Origin of the sequence: Arthrobacter sp. efr-133-TYG-104 (assembly GCF_030208915.1) — a bacterium.
GTDB lineage: Bacteria > Actinomycetota > Actinomycetes > Actinomycetales > Micrococcaceae > Arthrobacter.
Map to the genome: position 1 here is coordinate 1 of NZ_JARVTA010000021.1, position 20,933 is coordinate 20,933.

Below are 20,933 nucleotides of genomic sequence, written 5' to 3' on the forward strand. Positions count from 1 at the left end.
CTCCTACATCACCGGCATCGACCTCCTCGTCGACGGCGGCATCAACCTCACCTAAACACCCACCCGGATAGACAACCGTGGCTCCAGATCCGGCAATTTTGCTTGCCGGATCTGGAGCCACACCCGTTTCCGTCGGCCTTCGCTTCCCGAGGCTCGAATAGGCAATCTTAGGACCGCCATGGTTTGGCTTGGAAGTGCAGGGCAAGCTCATCCCAGGCTTGTCATGACATACAGAAAAATAGGCTTCTTTTGTTCATGGCTCTAATGGTGTGAAGTGCTGGGACCGTCCATCATCGTTAATGCGGCCCGAAACTTAAGTTGGGTCGGGGAGCCTCCATAGGCGATCGGTTCGGCATCCTGCGACTCCGTCGAAGTCCTGAGCAGCCGACGTGGATACGTATACCTGGCAGGTGCCAGCCGTGACGTTCTTTGCGCCCCCATCTTGCTCTCACGTACTCGAAGGAAGACGATGAAAACCCAGACATTAGGGGCGGGAACCCTGGCACATCCTGTCGAGGGGGCTGCGGTCCCGTCGGGACACAATGTTGTTGCTGTTGTTGTTCAGTGGCGGTCCAAGATCGCGCTGTTCAAGCGAAGCCAGAGTCTGCGCCACGAAAGCGGCCAGTGGCACTGCATTACCGGATACATGGAACCGGGTCGCACGCCGAGGCAGCAGGCCATGGATGAGTTGCGGGAAGAGGCCGGCTTGGAAGCGTCGCATATTTCCGAACTTCGATCGGGGCCGAAGCTGCTGATGACAGACGGCAGTGGTGCGCTGTGGCTCGTACATACGTTTACGGCGGTCACCTCTAATCGCCGTCTGGAAATCGATTGGGAACATGAGGCCTACCGTTGGACACCGCCGAGCAAGGTCAAACGTTTTTCGAATCGCGTCTATTGGCTGGATCAGGTGCTGGAAGCAACTGGTTTCCACGACCAGGTATCCGCGGGGATCAGCCGCCCGGCAGCCCCGTCAGGGTTGCTGTCAGCGTAGACGGCTGGTTTACCACCGGGGGTGCGACCGGTTTTCGTCCAAAGCAGCTGGACGTTCCTCAAGATACCTAGAATCCAGGGAGTAGTTTCCATGTCGAAGAAAATTGCAATCTTGCACACCAGCTTCGTTTTCGTGTCCGTCGAACCCGTCATCACCGACCTTATCGCCGAACTCATTCCTGGCGCCGACATCATGCATTTTGTTGACTCTGACGTCCTGGCAACGGTCGTGCGAGAAGGAGGTATCTCTTCGCGGAGTGAAGCACGAATGGTCCACCTTGCCAAGGCAGCTGAAGCGGCGGGCGCCGACATCATATTCTCTGCTTGCTCCTCCTTGGGTCCAGCCCGGGATACAGCAGCCAGGAATGTCGCCACGCCTGTCGTGAAGATTGATGAGGCCATGGCGGAGCTGGCCGCTCGACGTGGCAATCGAATTGGTGTCCTTGCCACAGTGCCGACCACGTTGGGTCCGACATCTGACCTCATTCGAGCGAAAGCTGATGAAAACGGTCGGGCAATCTCTATCGAGCAGCGGCTCTGCGAAGGCGCCTTCTCTATCCTGATGTCCGGGGATCGGGAAAAGCACGATGCCATGGTCATCGAACAAGCCGTGGATCTTGCCAGGACCACCGACACGATCGTACTCGCGCAGGCATCCATGAACCGCTTGGCCACCCGCCTCGAGGAAAAAACCGGAATCACGGTTCTTGCCAGTCCCCGACTGGGCGTAACCTACCTCGGTGAGCAACTCGAGAGCAGTTCAGAAGCCCAATCCTAGCCGGCGGGGACTAGCCTGCTCCGTTCTTGCAGAGAATTCATGGCAGTAACGGCAGGGTGTTCAACCCGGGCTGCCGAAACTCGCCGCCCGGGCGACCGCTGACGTAGAAGGAGGAGCCTGGACTCTCAATCTGTTGTCCCTGGCCCTGTCCCAGGTTGCAATTCTGGGTTTCAAGTAGGGCCAATCTCTGCCGGCGGAGTTACCGCGCCGATGTTCATGTACTCGTCGTTCCAGTGATCTGTCCCGGTATTCCTTGTTGGTTTCAAACGGCTGGGGGACGGACGTCTCCTGACACTGCTGCTTCTCCGCCTGAGGAGCCTCTTGCGCTTCCTCCGCGGGCGCGGAGCTCATATCCTTTAGGCAACCAGACCCGGGTTCCTTCATCCTTGAACAGTGCTATGCGCCCGCGTCCGCCGTCGAGCCAGATCCAGACGACAGACGCATCTCTGGTTGTCTCGTCGCTTCCCCGCCAAGAACCGGACCGTTATCGCGCTCTACAAGGACGCAGACGCCCTCTTCCAGAAGCTCCCAGTCGTTGGTTGGAAGCTCGTCACCCTTCTCATCAGGGGCAGGACCGAAAGGGCTGGATCCGGTCGCCCAACGTGGAGCGCCTAGCATGCCGCGGCTGGCGCCATAAGTGATGCGCTGGCTTCCGTTGCGGCGTCGACGGAAACTGGTTTCAAGCTCGTCCGAGGGGTCTGAGTCGTAAAAGAAGGCCGAAGTAGCGACGGTGTGTTCGCGGGAAGGATCGGTCCATCATGACTCCTAAAGTGCCGGGGCCTTCCTCAGGGATGTGGCAGTGAACCACCTTTGGGGCTGATTCGAGCGCTCATCCAACTTGGTAGATGTTGAAGAGGTGACGCTTAGCGCAGACGGCACGCATTCAGCGCAGTCGTAGTTACAGTAGGCAGCCTGTTAGACGTAGCTGTACTTTTGACTCGCTATCCCTACGATCTCCAGGACCTGGGCATCAATCAGATGGACCTCTCTTGTCGGGGTACGTATAGTTACGAGCCCGAGCGCTGGATACGTCCTCAGAACCCTACCCGCGTGATAAATCTTTCCCCTGTACCAGGCCTGCAACTGGTCCCCGGCCTTCAATGCACTAAGCATCTCTAGCACTGACTGGCTGACGCCGTCGTCACCATCCAAAATCTACTCATTCCCTTAAATCTTTGGGTAGCTGCTTGTTCCGGAGGAGTTCACCAGAATGTTTCCGTCAGCCCGAACGCTCATGGCATCGCAGTCAAGTGCCGGCCGAGTGCATCCCCGCCGAACTGCCCCCAAAAGCTCGTCAACAGTCAGCTGTTACAAGCTATGACGCGTACTTATACATTGAGGGACTCAACTCCTCAATTCAATTAGAGCTCAATAGGAAACCGGAATGCACGGTTGCGGAATCAGACGAAGCGTCCTCAATGACTTCGGTCTTCACTCAGTTGTAACCGCGTGGTTAAGTCGACCACCACGGGGACGTCATCCGCGCGATGCGTCTCACGACCGCATAGGGGCTACGGATCAATCTCCAGACCAGGAATCCTGGAAAGCTACGCCCGATTGGGCACCCTTTACCTCGCGCTTGTGGATCCGTCTAACCGCGATCGAGCAATCTGTATTGGGGCATAGTGGCTGCTTTGAGGGTGATGGACGACACTTTAATTTATGGTTACCGCTTGGAAAACGCACGGACCCCCGACCTAGTCGTCAGGCTGAGTCAAAGACAGACCAGGACGCTCATCGACGATGTCGCCATGCGGGCCCGGCTGACTCTGCATCGTCAGGCTACGTCTATGGTCGGCCGTGCTTCTCCCGCAGAAAGAATCGCCATAAGTGCAGTGCCAGGCCCTCAAGACATTGCCAGCTACTTTTCCTCACCTCGGGGGCTCCAGGCGACTTGCCAATGAAGGGTACTTCCCTTCAATGGAGCGGAGACTTCCTGAAGTGTAGGCCACTAAAAGTGCGCGGCCTCGACCCGATACACACCGGAGTTTTACACTATGAAAAATCCAGGCAACTCAGCACCTGCAATCGGTGCCCACTCGATCTCATATGGGTCTCAATGGACCAAGCCAACAACCCGGGGGCGAGGGAAATGAAGGCAGCATCCACGGCCACTCTTGAAGCGCCAAAAGACGGCAAGAGCGGCTCCACGGCCAAGGGCTTGAGTGGATCAATGGGAACCTTCCGCCTTTTCGCCCTTGTCATGGCCTTCGTTTCACCACTTGTGACTGTGGCTGGGTGGGTATCGATTCTTATCGTTTACGGCGGCGAAGGAGCACCCCTTTTGATGCTCGCTGCTACGGTGCTCGTACTGGTCTTCTCCATTGGATTCGTGGCAATGGGGCACCACATGTCCAACCCCGGAGCCTTCTATTCCTACGTTGGCGCCAGCCTGGGACGGGTCATGGGGCTCAGCGCCGGCTTTATTGCGACTCTGACCTATGCCCTCCTGGGTCTTGCCTGCTTCATATTCTCCGGAATCGTGGCCTCGGGCTACGTCGTTGACCGCGGCGGTCCAGAGATCAGCCCATACTTCTACTCCTTAGCCATGCTGATCCTGGTAAGCATCTTTGGCTATTTCCATATCGAGGTTTCTGCAAAAGTCCTTCTGGTGGCGATGGCCATCGAGATCTTGATTGTCGTTATCTTCGATCTCGCCGTCTTCTCTGGAGGGACATCACCAACCGGCAACGTCTCCACGGAGCCGTTTGCGTTGACTTCCCTTCCTGAAGGGGCATCCTGGGGAATCGGGATACTCTTTGCAATTCTGTTGTTCAACGGCTTTGAGGGTACCGCCGTCTTTCGTGAAGAGGTGCGTAACCCCGCTCGAACAATCGGTCGAGCTTCAGTAGCTGTTGTAGTTTTCGTTGGCGGCTTCTATGCCATTTCATCGTGGGCGCTCATCTCATACTTCGGTGGTGACCAGGCAGTCGAACTGGCTACGAGCGATCCAGCCCACATGTTCACGAACGCCCTGGCGGGTTCTTCCGGCCAGTTGATGGTGGATATCACCAACGTAATGATTCTGACATCGAGTTTTGCCGGCGCTGTCTCGATTCACAGTATTCTGTCGCGCTACATATTCTCGCTAGGCGTCGACAGAGTGCTGCCGCGACGGCTTGCTACTGTTCACGCCCGGCACAATTCTCCGTTCATCGCAGCGATTGCGGCCAGCGCACTGTTCCTGGTCATCGCGATTCCTTTTGTTCTTGTTGGTTCAGATCCTTCTCTCCTGTATGGGCAACTTGGTGGAACCGGGGGATACGCGTACTTGCTGCTCTTCACACTTGTGAGCCTCTCCGTCCTTGTCTACTTCTGGCGTAAGCGTCGGTCTCACACGGTTAATGCATGGGTAGCGGTGGTGGCACCCGTCGTATCCGTTCTTGCCATGGGAAGCCTCTTCGTTGTTGCGATTGTGAACTTTTCTACGCTGACCGGGGGATCTGGCCCCCTAGCGGTCGCACTCCAGGGCAGCGTCTGGGGCGCTGGCGTGATCGGAGTGATTCTGGCTTTGCTTTTCCGAACAAAGCGACCGGATATCTACGCCCGGATCGGGCGTCGTACAGCTGCTGAGCCTGGATCGACTGACGCTGCAACAACTGTCGCTGAAGTCTGACGGTCTACCTCGCTGACGCCCTAGGGAGGGTAGGTTCGTTTATCGCGAACCGAATATCGGCGATACCCCTACCGGCGGTGCCCTGTGGTGCTGAAACTGTCAGCCCACAGGGTATCGGGGTTTAACGACCAATGGGCCGTCGACTGACACCTTGGATGCGAAGACGCACATGGCAATGAGAACGGACAGCCCGACCCGACGCGCTTCCTCTACAATGCTCATGCTAAAAACAGCTTCGACACGAAAGCAAGAGAAACCGCACTTCAGCCCCAAGTACCAGCCCTCGAGTGTGCCCAACAGGATACCCTTTAGGCGGTTCCCTCAGCCCCGCGCATGCGCGAAACAACAGCATCAAATACATGAATCACTCATCTGATCACACCTCAGACTTAACGCCGATTACCGTGATTTCGTCAGGTTGCCGTTTGACTTGTCGCGGGAGTACGAGCGAAGCCTACGTCGGTTGGCGTAAGGATAGAGCGAGATCCAGTTTTATTGACAGGGTCTCACGCTGTTCTTAGATTCCATCCTGACAGTCGGAGGGAAGGAAATCGGGCTGGGGGAGCTTGGAATAGTCGATATAGCCCAATGAATCTCGACTTGGCGAAGCCGGTTGGGGCAGTGGGGCGGCTAAGTCACATGTTGGGGGTGGGTCGCGACGTCTGAGAACTAGAGAAGCTCCGCCTACAGCCAATGTCCTCCCAATTCAGGCGCTTCAGGCGTCAAGTTTGGGTGTACTCAAATCGGGCGGAGCTCCCAGCCAAGACGCAGGGTTCTCCGGACTTTCCGAGCCCGGGTCCGGCTACGCAAGAGGCCGTGTTCGCCAATGTTTTGAGCAGGCCTGGTCTGTGACTGTTAGTTCGCAATGGCGGTCTTTTCACAGCTCGGTTTGTCGGTTCTAGCTGATTCCGATGTCGAGGGTTGAGCGTGCGGCCTCAATGACGTCGCCGGTGTCGGGCGCTCTAGCTGGGCAGGGCAGTTGACCGACCCCACCCCGCCTCGCTGGTTAAGTGATCCAGCAGGGGCTGGACCCGGTATGGCAGGGGAGTGGACACCGAAAGTGTGGTGTTGGAATGCCTCACGCCGCGGATCTCAACCATCCTTCCCACAGCTTCCTGCAGTTGTGCGAGGGTCACTGCTGCAACCTTAACCAGAAGATCCTCCCGCCCGGCCTGCGTCGTCACCTCGAGAACTTGAGGGATCTCGCTAAGCCCGGCGATCACCTGAGCCATCTGCCGCTGATCAAGCTCCAGTCCGACAAAGGCCTGCACCGGCAGCCCTGCGGCTTCAAGATCAATAACTGGCTTGTAGCCCTTCAGAATCCCTTCTCTCTCCAATCTTTGAAGCCTCGCTAGCACGGTGTTTCGCGATATGCCCAACTGCGCGGCAAGTTCGGCCACGCCGGCGCGCGCGTTGTTGTTGAGCCGCTTAAGCAACTCCGAGTCAAGGCGGTCAATCCTGCTCATTTTGTCAAGAAGTCCTCGCTGTTAGGTCTGCCACGTTGGCATGGTGTTCAGTTCCCACAAATTGAGTTGAACAAATCCTCAGGCCGCTTCAAGGTTAGTCCAACCAATCGCTTACTTGGTGGTTACGACGAAGAAGCCGTAAAAGCGGATATCGCCAGACAGTGGAGACCTCGCAGCCGTCCGTATCCGCGTAAGCGCCACATGTCGTCCGAGAACCTGGTGAGGGAGGACGGACTCCGACCTTCAGCCGAGCAGGGGGTCAGGACCGTCTGGGACGAGAGGAAAGGATAACCATGAACGGCGAACCAATCTCAATGTTGAGTCCGGCCGGTGTTTTCACCGCGAGCCCAGAACTGCCGCTCGACATGGGCTCTATTGACGCAGTCGGGCTTTACAGGGACATGGTCATGACCAGGACTGTGGACACCGAGGCTATTGCGCTCCAGCGTCAGGGCGAGCTGGGGCTCTGGCCCTCTCTTCTGGGCCAGGAAGCTGCCCAGATAGGGGCGGCGCATGCCCTAAAGCAGAAGGACGTTGTATTTCCCACCTATAGGGAGCACGGTGTGGCCTGGTGCCGCGGGGTCGATCCCGTTGACCTCTTAGGTCTCTTTCGGGGGACGACTCTTGGGGGTTGGAACCCCGCGGCAAACAACTTCAACCTTTACACCCTTGTCATTGGCGCCCAGACTCTCCATGCCGTCGGCTACGCCATGGGCATCGTCAGGGACGGCGATGTGGGTACGGGAGACCCGGAACGCGATCGTGCTGTCCTGGTGTTCCTCGGTGACGGGGCGCTCAGTGAAGGGGAGACCAACGAGGCCTTTGTCTGGGCAGCAGCTCAGAACCTTCCCGTTGTTTTCTTTTGCCAGAACAACCAATGGGCCATCTCAGCGCCTTACTCAGTGCAGAGCAAGGTTTCAGTAGCTCAACGAGCGCAGGGCTTCGGATTTGATGGGGTCCGCGTCGACGGCAATGATGTTTTTGCCTGTCTGGCCGCCACACGGGAAGCATTGGCGGCAGCCCGTTCCGGTCAAGGGCCCACCTTGATCGAAGCGATGACTTACCGCAGGAATCCGCACACGACATCAGATGACGACGGCCGCTACCGGACGCTGGCAGAAAACGATGCGTGGGCTGCTCTAGATCCCGTCGATCGTCTTCACCTGTATCTGAAGTCGACGGATCAATTGAACAAGGCTGTTCTCGACGGGATTTCAGGCCAGAAGAACACACTGGCCGATCACCTCAGGTCAGGGTGCCGGGCGTTGCCTGTCCCTGGGCACGCATCACCGTTTCAAAACACCTACGCCGATTTGCCGGATGAGCTCGAGCGGCAGATGAACGAACACATGGAATTTGTGGAGGCAGGGGAATGACTGCAGTAACAAGCCGTATGCCGATTGCCCACGCGCTGAACCTCGGCCTGCGACATGCCATGGAAACCGACACAAAGGTCATGCTCCTGGGAGAAGACATTGGGCAGCTCGGGGGAGTTTTCAGGGTAACCGATGGTCTCCAGAAGGCCTTTGGAGACCATCGAGTAGTCGATTCGCCCTTAGGTGAAGCGGGCATCGTGGGAAGCGCCATTGGACTGGCCATGGCAGGTTACCGCCCCGTCTGTGAAATCCAGTTTGACGGATTCGTTTTCCCCGCGATGAACCAGATCATTACCCAGCTGGCAAAATATAGGCACCGTTCGGAAGGAGCGGTCAGCCTTCCGGTGGTGATAAGAATCCCGGTCGGCGGGGGCATCGGCGCCATCGAGCACCACTCAGAGTCGCCAGAGGCCTATTTCGCCCACACTGCCGGCCTCAAAGTGGTAAGTCCGTCGACTCCACAGCAGGCATACGACATGATCGGTCTTGCCATCCGCAGCGAGGACCCGGTTATCTTCCTTGAACCCAAACGCTCCTACTGGCTCAAGGGCGACGTCACCACGGGAGCGACTCCGGAAAAACTTCACAAAGCGGTCACAGTTCGAAAGGGTGCAGACCTGACTTTGGTTGCCTATGGTGCACTGATGCCGGTCGCGTTGAAGGCAGCCGAAGTGTGTCAGACCGAAGGTCGAAGCATTGAAGTCATTGACCTTCGGTCGCTCTCACCCATCGATGACGAAACAGTTATTGCATCCGTAGAGCGGACAGGCCGCCTGGTAGTGGCCCACGAAGCATCACGGACTGCTGGCCTAGGAGCGGAGCTGGCCTCACGCGTGCAGGACGCCGCTTTCCATTCATTGATTTCGCCGGTAATCCGGGTGACCGGTTACGACACGCCATATCCGCCCAGCCGCCTGGAAGAAGAATGGCTCCCCGGGCTGGACCGCATCCTGGACGGCATCGACAGAAGCCTTACCTACTAGCAGACGGAACAAAGACATGAGCATTAAACAGTTCTCCCTGCCCGATGTCGGGGAAGGCCTTACGGAGGCCGAGATCGTCACCTGGCTTGTGAAGCGCGGTGATGTTGTCGAAGTCAACCAGGCCATCGTCGAGATTGAGACGGCGAAGTCTCTCGTGGAACTGCCCTCGCCATTCGCCGGTGAAGTTGCCGAGCTGCACGCGAAAGCGGGTGAAACAGTGGACGTAGGCAAGCCCATCATCAGCATTGCTACAGGTGATCCGACGGCAGCGCCCCAACCCGAAGTGCCGACAGAAAAACCCGGCGCCGCGCAAGACCCGGACGAGGACCCCAAGCTCCTCGTCGGATACGGGGCGCGCGAAATCGGCAGTCACCGAAGACGGCGCAAGATACACAGTCAGACCGCGACCGGTGACCCCGGCCCCGCTCCCGGGACACCGGCGGGGGGACCGCCAAAAGCGTCCCCTCCCGTCCGCAAGCTGGCGAAAGACCTTGGCCTGGATCTGACGACCATCACCCCTACGGGGAAAGACGGGGTCAGGACGCGGGAGGATGTCCTGAAGGCATCTGAGGCCTCTGCCAGCATCAACGGCAGCCAGTCCCCGTCACAACCAGGAACCGGCGTGGGAGAGGTGCGCATACCCATTAAGGGTGTCCGGAAGCAGATGGCGGCGTCAATGGTGAAGTCCGCATTCACGGCTCCCCATGTGACAGAGTTCGTGACCGTTGACGTGTCAAGGACCATTGAGCTACAGCAGCACGTCAGCCGCCGACGCGACTTCCGCGATGTCAAACTTACTCCGTTGACGTTCGTGGCGAAGGCTTTTCTCAAGGCAATGGCCGGCACTCCGGAGGCAAACTCCCGATGGGACGAAGAAGCACAGGAAATCATCCAAATGCCCACCATCAACCTGGGGATCGCGGCCGCTACTCCCCGGGGATTGATAGTACCGAACATCAAGGGCGCCCAGGGTCTATCCCTTAAGGAGCTGGCGCAGGAAATCAGTTCCTTGGGGGCAACCGCCCGCGCCGGGAAAACGCATCTGGCTGCCATGGCCGGGGGAACGGTGACCATCACCAATATCGGTGTATTCGGGATTGATACCGGCACCCCGATCCTCAACCCGGGTGAGACGGCGATTCTCGCCGTGGGTACCGTACGCAGGATGCCGTGGGTGGTGCAGGATGACGCAGGGGAACGGATTGAAATCCGTTCAGTCCTGCAACTGGCGCTCTCATTTGATCATCGGGTCATGGACGGAGAACAAGGTTCCCGGCTCTTGGCGGACACTGCTGCAGTTCTCACCGAGCCCGGATTGTCACTGCTCTAGACCACCACGCCATCAAAAATATCCAGCCGCACTGAGGTCCGGGTGAGGGCGGATGGCATCAGTACAGCTGCGGCACGAAAGAAGACGATGAAGCGATCAAAGGCTCCTGATCCGACCCTGTTTTGTGACGGACGTCCTGAAAGCCTCCCACACAGGGCAGCCGTTGTGCATGACTGGTCTTTCCTCAGGGGTTCCGGGTCCAGGTACAACGCGGAAACGTCGCCATGAGGAATGGGCAGGTTGAAGACGTAACCGGCGATGGACGCGCTTTATGGCTCTCGGCCGAAGGCGTTTTCGGTAGGCAACTCATAGATCAAGGCTCTGACTGGATCCTCATGGACCTGGATCAGTTCGCCTCATTTTTACGGCGCCGCGCGGCCATTAACTCCATCCTTTAACGAGAACCAGATTAGAAGAGATAACCCATGACACCACTTAGAGAAGGTGCACCGGTCACTGAAGAGCGCCTTACCCCGGCCACGCCCTATCCTGAAGGGGACTTCCTTTTCGTTACTGATCTGTTGACCGAAGGCGAACAAGAGCAGTACAACAATGCCCGGTCCTTTTTCCAGAGCGAGGTAAGACCCATTGCGCCGGATTACTGGAATCGCGCCGCGTTCCCTTTCGAACTGCTGCCTAAGCTGGCAGCTCAGGAACTTTCGGCACTGAACACTTCCAGCCATCTGCTTTCCGGCTTGATTCAAATGGAATTCGCCCGCGCCGACACATCAATCTCCACCTTCTTCGGCGTCCACCATGAACTGGTCACCACGGCGATCTTTGAACTTGGTTCCGACCTGCAGAGGCGGACGCTGCTGCCTGATCTCTTGGCGCTAAGGAAGATCGGCGCCTTCGCGTTGACCGAGCCTGGCCACGGATCAGACATCTCGCGGGAAATGACCACCACAGCGGAACGGGTTGAGGACGGATGGGTGCTCAACGGCGCCAAGAGATGGATAGGCAACGGCTCCTTCGCCGACTATGTCCTGGTCTGGGCGAAGGACACGTCTGATGGCGAAATCAAAGGCTTCATAGTCGAAAAGGAACGTCCGGGGTTCAACGCGCACGTCATTGCCAACAAAACGTCAGTGCGCATCGTCCAGAACGCTGACATTAGCCTCGTTGACGTCCGAATCCCGTTTTCCAACTGGCTCCCCGGCACGACATCCTTCCGTGATACCAACACGCTGCTCCGTAACTCCCGAGTGTGGGTTAGCTGGCAGGCGGTGGGACAGCAGTTGGCCGCCTTCGACGTCGCCAGAGCGTACGCCCTGCAGCGTCACCAATTCGGAAAGCCCATCGCCTCTTTTCAGATCATTCAAAGTCAACTTGCGAAGATCATGGGCAACGCAACCATGTCATTGTCACTGATGATTCAGATAGCACGCCTCCAGGACAGCGGCAGGCTCTCGATGGATCAAGCTGCTCTCGCAAAAGCCAACTGCAGCGAAAAAATGCGAGAGTCTGTTGCCCTGGGCCGGGCAATGCTCGGAGGCAACGGCATCAGTACGGACTTCGAAATGGCGAAGATTTTCGCCGACGCCGAAGCGATCTACTCCTACGAGGGCAGCTACGAAGTCAACAGCCTGCTCGTAGGCAGAGCGGTCACAGGCATCTCGGCCTTCGTCTAAAGCCATCCACCACCACGAATCCGGGCCAGGACCACGCATCGGCGTGGCAGCCTGCCCGGGAGGAGAAAACAAAATGGACCTGCGACACACATCAGCCATCGTCACAGGAGGCGCATCAGGACTCGGCGCGGCCACCGCGCAGGCCCTGGCCGCGCACGACGTCCAAGTTTATGCCATTGACCTGGAGAACTCCCTAGAACACGCGGAGTGCATTGATGGTATCCATTACCTGGCGGCAGACGTCACCGACCCCGATGCCGTGCGAAAAGCAGTTCAAATCGCCGCGGCAACCGAGCGGCCGCTCCGGGCTGTCGTTAACTGTGCGGGGATCCTTCCGATTGCCCGTATTCTGGGCCGCAGCGGACCACACGATCCTGCGCTTTTCGCAAAAGCCATCAACGTAAATCTAATGGGCACGTTCAATGTCCTGGCAAGCGCTGCCAGCGAAATCCGGAAGACAGCTCCCGATCGGGACGGCCAGCGCGGGGTCATCATCAACACAGCATCGATCGCGGCCTTTGATGGTCAGATCGGGCAGGTTGCATATGCCGCATCGAAAGCGGCCATCGTCGGCATGACACTTCCCGCCGCCCGCGACCTCGCGGAGCATGGAATCCGGGTCAATGCCATCGCACCCGGTGTGGTCGAAACACCCATGATGGCCACTGTCACCGACGAGATCCGGGCAGGCCTGGCCGCGGGCGTACCCTTCCCCCAGCGTCTGGCACGACCTGAGGAATTCGCCAGTCTGGCGTTGTCCATCATCGACCATGACTACATCAATGGTGAAGTGATTCGGATGGACGGCGCATTGCGCATGCAGCCCCGCTAAGCACCTCCGGCAAAATCGCTCTCTGGAACAAGCCACACCAATCAAGGATGTCCTCATGTCATACAGCAGCACGTTTCCCCAGCAAAGCCCCGACGATGTCGTAATCGTCGGGGGTGCCAGGACCCCGCACGGCCGGATCAATGGGCAACTGGCTTCCCTTAGCGCGGCCGACCTTGGAGCCGCTGCCGTGGCGGGCGCCTTGGAAAATGCAGGTGTACTTCCCGGGCAGGTTGATGCGGTCATCGTCGGTCAGGTAGTGCAGGCCGGGTCAGGACAAAACCCGGCACGTCAGACAGCCATCAAAGCCGGGATCGGATGGAACGTCCCGGCGATAACCATAAACAAGGTTTGCCTTTCCGGTCTTGCAGCGGTGATCGATGCCTCCCGCATGATTCGTTGCGGCGATGCCGATATAGTCGTGGCCGGCGGGCAGGAATCCATGAGCCAGAGCCCCCACCTCTTGCCCGGATCACGGACGGGATGGGCATACGGCGGCAGCGCTCTCATCGATTCCCTCGCTCACGACGGCCTGACCGACGCGCATGAAGGAATTTCCATGGGCACCCTCACTGAACGCGGCAATAGTGCATTAACCATCAGCAGGGCGCAGCAGGATGAAGTGGCTGCAGCCTCACATCAGCGGGCTGCACGGGCCGCCGCCGAAGGAATCCTTGCCCAGGAAATCGTCCCCGTTGCAGTCCGGGACAGGAAAAGGAACACAATCCTCATCGAAACAGACGAAGGCATTCGGCCCGAAACCTCGGCGGAAACTTTGGGCTCTCTCCGACCCGCCTTCGCCGACAACGGATCAATAACAGCTGGAAACTCATCGCCGCTCTCGGACGGTGCAACTTCCTTGGTCCTCGCCAGACGATCCGCTGCTCAACGGCTGGATCTGGAAATCCTCGCCGTCATAGGAGCGTCGGGCCAGGTCGCCGGCCCCGACAATTCCCTTCATTCCCAGCCAGCGCAGGCCATCAGATCTGCTTTGGTAAAGGCATCCTGGGGAGTGAACGACTTGGACTTCATTGAAATCAATGAAGCCTTCGGCGCCGTAGCAATTCAATCGCTCAGCGAACTCGGCATCCCGCTGGACCGGTGCAACGTAAATGGCGGTGCCATAGCCCTAGGCCATCCAATCGGAGCATCAGGGGCCCGTCTTGCGCTGCATGCAGCTCTCGAACTCAACCGCAGAGGAGAGGGACGCGCTGCCGTAGGCCTGTGCGGCGGCGGGGGACAAGGAGAAGCCTTGCTTCTCTACCGCACTAACTAACAGTCGGCCCGGCCCTAAGAGCCTCCTTCAACTGCACTTCCATCTGAAAGGAAAATTTCGTGACAGCTGTAAGCCACGTCCGTGTTCATAAGAGTGAAGAAAACCTGGCCCGTGAAGACCAACTGGCCCACAAGATCGCTGTGGTCGCCACAGACCCCGTCGAGGTGACTGCGGAAGTCACGGAGATGGTAATCAACCGAATCATCGACAACGCCTCCGTCGCCATTGCCTCGCTGGACCGGGCCCCGATCGTGGCCGCCCGGGCGCAGGCCCTGACCCATGGTCGCAGCTCGGGAGGGAAGTGCGCAAAGGTCTTCGGTATCGGCGAACGGGTTTCCCCCGGGTGGGAGTGGGCGGCGTGGGCCAACGGCGTGGCGGTGCGTGAGCTGGACTACCACGACACCTTCCTGGCAGCCGAGTACTCCCACCCGGGGGACAACATTCCGCCGATCCTGGCTGTGGGCCAGCACGTCGGTTCCAGCAGGCGGGACCTCATCCGTGGCATCGCTACTGGGTATGAGATTCAGGTGAACCTGGTGAAGGCGATCTGCCTGCACAAGCACAAGATCGACCACGTTGCTCATTTGGGCCCGTCGGCAGCGGCCGGGATCGGCACGTTGCTGGGGCTTGACGTCGAGACCATCTTCCAGTCCGTCGGCCAGGCACTGCACACCACCACCGCGACGCGGCAGTCGCGTAAGGGCGAGATTTCCACCTGGAAGGCGCACGCCCCAGCGTTTGCGGGAAGATGGCCGTTGAGGCCGCGGACCGTGCCATGCACGCGCAGACCTCCCCTGTGCCAATCTACGAAGGCGAGGACGGGGTGATCGCATGGCTGCTGGACGGTCCAGACGCCTCCTCTGTTCCATGATGTGGGCTGTCCAGCCGGTAATGCGGCTGGCGACGAAGATTGGCGTGAAGATGGGTGTGTCGAAGCCCAGGCATCCTATTCGAACGCAGGATCTTTCACTCCGTGTTCGCCATCTCTGACCAAAAAGAGGGCATGCGCGCCTTCGTCGAAAAGAGACAGCCCAACTTCTCTCACTGCTAAGCCGGCATTCCGGAATCGCCTGCTCGCAATGCGTCGTCCCAGCAGAACAGACAGGTCCTCAAAAATGAGCCAAAGATTTCCCGGTGCGGCAAGAAGAATCGCAACGCACAACCCGAAGGTCGGGTGTCGCGCCGGGATTCCCGCTCAAGCCAAAGCGGAGAAAGCCATTGGCGGCAAGATCTCAAAATCGAAATCAGCGACGATTTGCTGCACCGGTTACGTGTCCTTGGTCTTATTGCGCGGCGACCGAGCGCTTTGTTCGAATCAGCGCACTATTTGCTGAATGAGAACGGGATCGAGATCGGCTGCAAAATCTTAGTCGAGGGCCCAGAGAGGTCGCCATGCGTTCTAATAGGTGAGTCTTTGCGGGTCGGAATGAGCCGCACAGGAGAGCGAGGAAGTCCGGAAGCCCCTTCTTAGGGCTCCCTCGGCCATTCTGGCGCCGATAACGGATATCCCGTCAAGCCAGGGCGAGGAGCCGCGGGGGAGCGGACTATTTACTCCTCCAAGTCAGGCCGAGCATCCGGAAGGCGTCCTTGATCGCATCGCTGTCGTGGTGCAGTTCCTCGGGGCCTGGCGTGCGTTAGCTTCGGGCTCATCTGGGACGCGAAGTCAAGGGCGCACGGGTGCGCGACTGATGCTGGCCGCCAAGTCATACTCTGGCCCTACGTCCTCAGGTCCTCATCACCCGGCGGCACCCGCCGCTTCGTGCGTTGGCGTCAGAATAGGGCGAAATTCCGTTTTATTGACGGTGGCTCATGAAGTTCTCAGAACCCACCCTGACAGTCGGAGGGGAAGGAAACGGGGTGAGGTAGCTCGAGAAACGTCGAAATAGTCCAAAGAATCTGCACTTTACCATTTCTGTCATCCAGGGGCGGTGACCGTGATGTAGCGTCATTCCTTCTGGCAGTCCCTCAACGGAAGGTTTGGAGTTGATGATGTCGATGGTGATCCGGCGGCCGGCCATGGGTGCGTTGCTTATGTGCAAGTCGCCGTAAGATTCCGGGATGACGGGGTCCATCCAGAGGCCACCCAGCGCGACATGCGGATAGTATCGCATCAGATTCGTGATTATGAATATCGGGGTGGCTGCAGCCCACGCTTGGGGGGAGCAAGCAGTGGGGTAGGGGATAGGCGCTTTTAGCCGGCTCCGATCAAAGCCACAGAACAGTTCGGGTAGCCTGCCGTTGAAGTATTGGGCGGCTTCAAGCAGAGCGGTCGAGATTTGCTGTGCTTCCTCAACAAAGCCGTATCTCAAAAGACCCGCTGCTATGATCGCGTTATCGTGAGGCCAGATAGAGCCATTGTAGTAGCTTGCGGGGTTGTATGCACCCATATCGCTAGCCAGCGTCCGTATTCCCCATCCGCTGAACATTTGGCGAGACATCAGCCGTTTTACGACTAGCGGCGCCTTGTCTTCGTCCACGATACCGTTCCAAAGGCAGTGGCCCATGTTTGAGGCGCAGGCGTCGACAGGATTCTTGTTGCGATCCAGGGCTACCGCGTAATACCCGCGCTCTGGTAACCAGAATTTCTGGTTGAAGTCCCGCTTAAGCCGCTCAGCTCGTGAGCGTAGGTCGGCCGCTAAAATAAAGTCCCGTTCTTGGAAAGCCATCCATGCCCGCCAGATGTAAGCACCGTACAAGTATCCCTGCACTTCACACAATGCAATTGGTGGCTCCGCCAGGGTTCCATCGGCGAAGTTAACTCCGTCCCAGGAGTCTTTCCACCCCTGATTGATGAGTCCACGGTTGTTGAGGCGGGCGTATTCCACGAACCCGTCGCCATCTTTATCGCCATAATCCCGTATCCAGCTCAATGCGGCGTCCGCGTTCGGCAACAATGCTGAAGTAACCTCAGGGGAGAATCCCCACCGGCTCATCTCGCCGAGCACGATCAGGAAAAGCAATGTTGCATCAACACTACCGTAGTAGGCATGCTGTTCCGCCAGTGCGAGCCGGCTGGTAGACCCAAATCGAACCTCATGCAATATCTTCCCAGGTTCTTCCTCGTTTATAGCGTTGACCACTCTCCCTTGGTGCTCGGCGAGCGTCTGGACTGTTCCCAACGCCAATGAAGGATCAACTGGCATGGCCATTACCGACGCCCAAAGCGAGTCCCGCCCGAACAGAGTCATAAACCATGGGGCGCCCGCAGCTACAACGACGCGATCCGGGTGGTTGGGATCCTGAATTCGAAGTGCGCCGAGGTCGTCGTAGCTGCGGCGTAAAGTCCGCTCAATGGAAATGTTGCCCATCTGCAGTACAGGTATCTTGGCGACCCATTCCTTGCGCCGCTGATCACTTGGCAACAATTCGCCAGCGGCATGGTCGAAGAGCGCAGTCCTGTCATCATCGGCGCTGGCAGGCTCTGCAGTGAGCCGGGCAGTCCACTTTTTGTGAGGTGGGATGACTATGCGGTAGGTCAGCGCATCCCCTTCAACAACTGCGCCGCTGGCCGTTACGACGAGCTTTTTCCTGATGTCACCCCAAGACCCTCTTATAGTCAAGGTGCCAGGGCCAAGCTCCAGCGCCGTATCCCAAACTCTCTTGATCTGGGCCTCCTTAACTTCGAAGAGATCCGCGAAATCGACGCCAGCCTGTAGGACAACATGACAGGCGGCACTTTCGGCCGAGTAGTTCCAGATCGTTATTTCTTCGGCTATACCACCGCTCAACTCTCGGAGGCGTTCCACGACGAGAGGGCTGTCTGCCAGGCCATCGGAACGGGGCGCCCGGCACACGAACAAGCCTCTATAAGGTTCCGTTGCCTCAGTTGCAAGAGGTTCAAGCGTCTGCCCGTTTACCGTCAAATTCCAAGTGGATAAGTAGCGGCTGTCCTCGTAAAACAATCCATTGGGAGTTAGTGGTTGCATATCACCATTTGCAAGGGAAATGCAGAAAGAAGAACCCTCAACCAGAGTGACCGAACCAGGACCCAGTGGCCCTGCGGCAGTGTCGGCGTTCCATCCCGTCATGCTGGCCTCTTCAATCCAATGTGCGGACAGAGTATCGAAAATCTCTAACCTGCAAGCTGAAGCGTGAGGCTACGTTACTCTCACTTTTCCGGGTGGACTAGAGCCCGTCGCCTCACCCTCCCAGCAGGAGCCTCAAACGGGCCCTTCGCAGATGAGCGTGGTTAGGGCCGTCTGACGCCGAGGGCAGGAGCGTGTCCGGATGCAGCTGCGGCGTGGTGCGGGAGGAGAGAGGTCAGGGCCTCTTTGAATTGGTAGCGACCAAGCTTCCAAATAAAAAAGAGACCCTGATATGCCCAATGCTACTTCCTGCCCGGGTGGTCGCTGGTGCGAGCGGGCCGACGCGCTTCTTGGTGTCGACGGCATCCACGTCTGCTCTGTCACGACCGCCGGTACCGGCCTGGTTCTGCACGTCGAGACAGCCGAAACCGTTAGCGGTTGTCCGGACTGCGGTGTCGTCGCGGTCGGGCAGGGCCGCCGGCAGGTCCGGCTCCATGACACCCCGTGTTTCGGGCGGCCGGTGCGGCTGCTGTGGGCCAAACGTGTCTGGCGCTGCCCGGACCCCGACTGTCCCAGAACCACGTTCACCGAAGAACACCCTCTGGCAGGACCGAGGGCGAAACTCACGGCCAGGGCCGTTGCGTGGGCGACCGACGGCCTGCAGCGCTTCGATACCTCCGTCTCCGCCCTGGCCCACCAGCTCGGCGTCTCCTGGCACACGGCCTGGGACGCCATCAAGGCAGAGGCTGCCCGACGGATCGCAGCGACCGGCAGGCTGGCAGGGGTGAACGCGCTCGGTGTTGATGAGCACGTTTGGTCCCATACCGGCCCGCCAGGATCCGGGATGGTCACGGGGATCGTGGACCACGCCCGCGACGGGAACGGTGTGGTGCACGCCCGGCTGCTGGACCTTGTTCCGGGCCGGTCCGGGAAGGCCTATGCCGACTGGCTCAAAGCCCGCGGCGAGGAATTTCACCGCCGGCATCAAAACAGCGGCGCTGGATCCCTTCCGCGGCTACGCGAACGCTATCCGCGACGAACTGCCCGAAGCCATCACGGTGCTGGACGCGTTCCATGTCGTGAAGCTCGGATCGGCTATGGTCGATGAGGTCCGCCGCCGGGTCCAGCAGGAGACCCTCGGGCACCGCGGCCGCAAGGGAGACCCGCTCTACGGGATCCGCCGGACCCTGCAGATCGGCGCCGAACACCTCACCGACAAACAATCCGCCCGGCTCGATGCGAAACTCACCCTCGGGGACCCGGACCACGAAGTCACCCTCGCCTGGCAGTGCTACCAGAAGCTCCGCAACATCTACCACGCCAGACCCGAGCGGGGCAGGGAACTCGTCAACGAGGTAATCTCCTCATTCCCGTCCTGCCCGATCCCCGAGGTCTCACGACTGGGCCGGACCCTCAAGCAATGGAAGGCGACGATCCTGGCCTACTTCGACACCCACGGCGCTTCCAACGGACCCACCGAAGCGATCAATGGCGTCATCGAAACCACCCGCAGAATCGCCCGCGGCTTCCGCAACTTCACCAACTACAGACTCAGATGCCTACTCGCCGCAGGAGGCCACCGCTCCTACCGGATCAAACAGACCAACCATGCCTAAATGCGAAGAGCCCTCAAACGGCACCCCAGGTAACCAACTCTCCATATCCACGACTACAAGGCCCTCTTAGAAGGACGAATGCGCCCTCCACTCGCAGGAACTAAAGTTGCGTGATGGATCATGAGAATACGCCAGTGGACGGCATCATCGAGAGGTTCCCATTTATCGATCCCCCGCCTTAGACTCCGCGCCTAGACAGCTTGAACAGTGATCTGGGCCCTCGCGACCTCGGGGCTCAGGGTGAGTGCGTTGATCATTTCCCGTTTACCCGATTCCGCGCGGACCTGCATTGCGTGCCTTGCTGCGTCCGGATCCCTGCTTGCTATCGCCTCAGCGATCGCCGCCCGCTCCCTTATCCTGTATGGCGTGTTGGTTGGGGATATCTGAACAGAGATCCTTGCAATTCGCTCAATTTCGTCGAGAACTTGGGCGATAGAGTTAGCCAGGCGATCGTTCCCAGCACCATTGGCAATAATGGATTCAAATTCGAAGTTCATACGCAGCCGTTCGGACATTTGAGGGCCGGCCAATTGCACAAACTGGGCATCCGATGCCAGTTCCGACAAGCGAGCGATTTTATCGGCGCCCAGGCCACGATCTGCACAGCGAGCAGCAGCCTCTCCCAGTAGAAGTGAGCGCATGTCGCACAGGTTAGCGACATCCCCTAGCGTAACCGGCGCAACGACGTACCCCGCCCTCGCGATGGGCTCAACGAGCCCGTCGCGGTGCAGGCGGGCGAGCGCTTCTCGGACAGGAGTCTTGCTGATGCCCCAGCTCGCGGCGACTTCTTGTTCGGTGAATTGGTGCCCAGGAGGCCGCCTGAGCTCGATGATCTCGCGCTTAAGTCGGTGATATGCCTGGTCCATTAGTGTCAGTCCTTTTACGGGCTTCACCAGTTCAGGGAAGTGTTCCATTCGTCCTCCTTCGCCACGTGCCCTCGCATCTGACTGATATCTTACGGGACGCAAACATCGTAATGATGATCAGAAACGCCTCTCGGACACGAGATAGGGC

General features: G+C 58.7%; 13 protein-coding genes and 3 pseudogenes. 12 read left to right on the top strand and 4 right to left on the bottom strand.

Annotated features, from left to right (window positions below):
* The first annotated feature begins 469 nt into the window (after nt 1-469).
* From QRN04_RS14520 to QRN04_RS14530, 3 genes are all read left to right on the top strand, one after another.
* Nucleotides 470-994: an NUDIX domain-containing protein gene (locus QRN04_RS14520; RefSeq protein ID WP_284976736.1), complete on the top strand. Its 525-nt coding sequence runs from the start codon at nt 470-472 to the stop codon at nt 992-994.
* Nucleotides 995-1,084: 90 nt separating this feature from the next.
* Nucleotides 1,085-1,771, top strand: a complete 687-nt coding sequence (locus tag QRN04_RS14525; protein WP_284976737.1) for an aspartate/glutamate racemase family protein — start codon at nt 1,085-1,087, stop codon at nt 1,769-1,771.
* Between the two features lie 1,900 nt (nt 1,772-3,671).
* Nucleotides 3,672-5,387, top strand: coding sequence for an APC family permease (locus tag QRN04_RS14530; RefSeq protein ID WP_284976738.1), 1,716 nt, complete (start codon nt 3,672-3,674; stop codon nt 5,385-5,387).
* A gap of 962 nt (nt 5,388-6,349) precedes the next feature.
* Here the strand turns inward: QRN04_RS14530 and QRN04_RS14535 are convergent.
* Nucleotides 6,350-6,853: an Lrp/AsnC family transcriptional regulator gene (locus tag QRN04_RS14535; RefSeq protein ID WP_284976739.1), complete on the bottom strand. Its 504-nt coding sequence runs from the start codon at nt 6,851-6,853 to the stop codon at nt 6,350-6,352.
* 293 nt (nt 6,854-7,146) lie between these two features.
* On the opposite strand from QRN04_RS14535, the gene QRN04_RS14540 reads away from it, so the two are divergent.
* From QRN04_RS14540 to QRN04_RS14575, 8 genes and pseudogenes are all read left to right on the top strand, one after another.
* Nucleotides 7,147-8,229 (top strand): thiamine pyrophosphate-dependent enzyme, encoded by a 1,083-nt coding sequence (locus QRN04_RS14540; protein ID WP_284976740.1) that lies wholly within the window; start codon nt 7,147-7,149, stop codon nt 8,227-8,229.
* The gene (locus tag QRN04_RS14545; protein WP_284976741.1) at nt 8,226-9,212 is read left to right on the top strand and encodes an alpha-ketoacid dehydrogenase subunit beta; all 987 of its coding nucleotides are present in this window, start codon (nt 8,226-8,228) and stop codon (nt 9,210-9,212) included. The genes QRN04_RS14540 and QRN04_RS14545 overlap by 4 nt, the downstream gene beginning before the upstream one ends.
* A 16-nt stretch (nt 9,213-9,228) precedes the next feature.
* On the top strand, nt 9,229-10,542 hold the full coding sequence (locus QRN04_RS14550; RefSeq protein ID WP_284976742.1) for a dihydrolipoamide acetyltransferase family protein: 1,314 nt from the start codon (nt 9,229-9,231) through the stop codon (nt 10,540-10,542).
* A 224-nt stretch (nt 10,543-10,766) separates the two neighbouring features.
* On the top strand, nt 10,767-10,940 hold the full coding sequence (locus QRN04_RS14555) for a hypothetical protein (protein WP_284976743.1): 174 nt from the start codon (nt 10,767-10,769) through the stop codon (nt 10,938-10,940).
* Between the two features lie 27 nt (nt 10,941-10,967).
* Nucleotides 10,968-12,173, top strand: coding sequence for an acyl-CoA dehydrogenase family protein (locus QRN04_RS14560; protein WP_284976744.1), 1,206 nt, complete (start codon nt 10,968-10,970; stop codon nt 12,171-12,173).
* 73 nt (nt 12,174-12,246) lie between these two features.
* The gene (locus QRN04_RS14565; RefSeq protein ID WP_284976745.1) at nt 12,247-13,005 is read left to right on the top strand and encodes an SDR family NAD(P)-dependent oxidoreductase; all 759 of its coding nucleotides are present in this window, start codon (nt 12,247-12,249) and stop codon (nt 13,003-13,005) included.
* A 55-nt stretch (nt 13,006-13,060) separates the two neighbouring features.
* Nucleotides 13,061-14,278, top strand: coding sequence for an acetyl-CoA C-acetyltransferase (locus QRN04_RS14570; protein WP_284976746.1), 1,218 nt, complete (start codon nt 13,061-13,063; stop codon nt 14,276-14,278).
* Nucleotides 14,279-14,337: 59 nt separating this feature from the next.
* Nucleotides 14,338-15,137: pseudogene (locus tag QRN04_RS14575) on the top strand (MmgE/PrpD family protein); the annotation flags it as partial.
* 1 nt (nt 15,138) lies between these two features.
* Here the strand turns inward: QRN04_RS14575 and QRN04_RS14580 are convergent.
* Together QRN04_RS14580 and QRN04_RS14590 are read right to left on the bottom strand one after the other, a co-directional pair.
* Nucleotides 15,139-15,219 (bottom strand): annotated as a pseudogene (locus tag QRN04_RS14580) (citrate/2-methylcitrate synthase); the annotation flags it as partial.
* 852 nt (nt 15,220-16,071) lie between these two features.
* Nucleotides 16,072-18,306: an amylo-alpha-1,6-glucosidase gene (locus tag QRN04_RS14590; RefSeq protein WP_284976747.1), complete on the bottom strand. Its 2,235-nt coding sequence runs from the start codon at nt 18,304-18,306 to the stop codon at nt 16,072-16,074.
* Nucleotides 18,307-18,595: 289 nt separating this feature from the next.
* Here QRN04_RS14590 and QRN04_RS18225 point away from each other — a divergent pair.
* Nucleotides 18,596-19,919 (top strand): annotated as a pseudogene (locus tag QRN04_RS18225) (ISL3 family transposase).
* Nucleotides 19,920-20,110: 191 nt separating this feature from the next.
* Here QRN04_RS18225 and QRN04_RS14600 read toward each other — a convergent pair.
* Nucleotides 20,111-20,833: a GntR family transcriptional regulator gene (locus QRN04_RS14600; RefSeq protein WP_284976748.1), complete on the bottom strand. Its 723-nt coding sequence runs from the start codon at nt 20,831-20,833 to the stop codon at nt 20,111-20,113.
* Nucleotides 20,834-20,933: the final 100 nt, after the last annotated feature.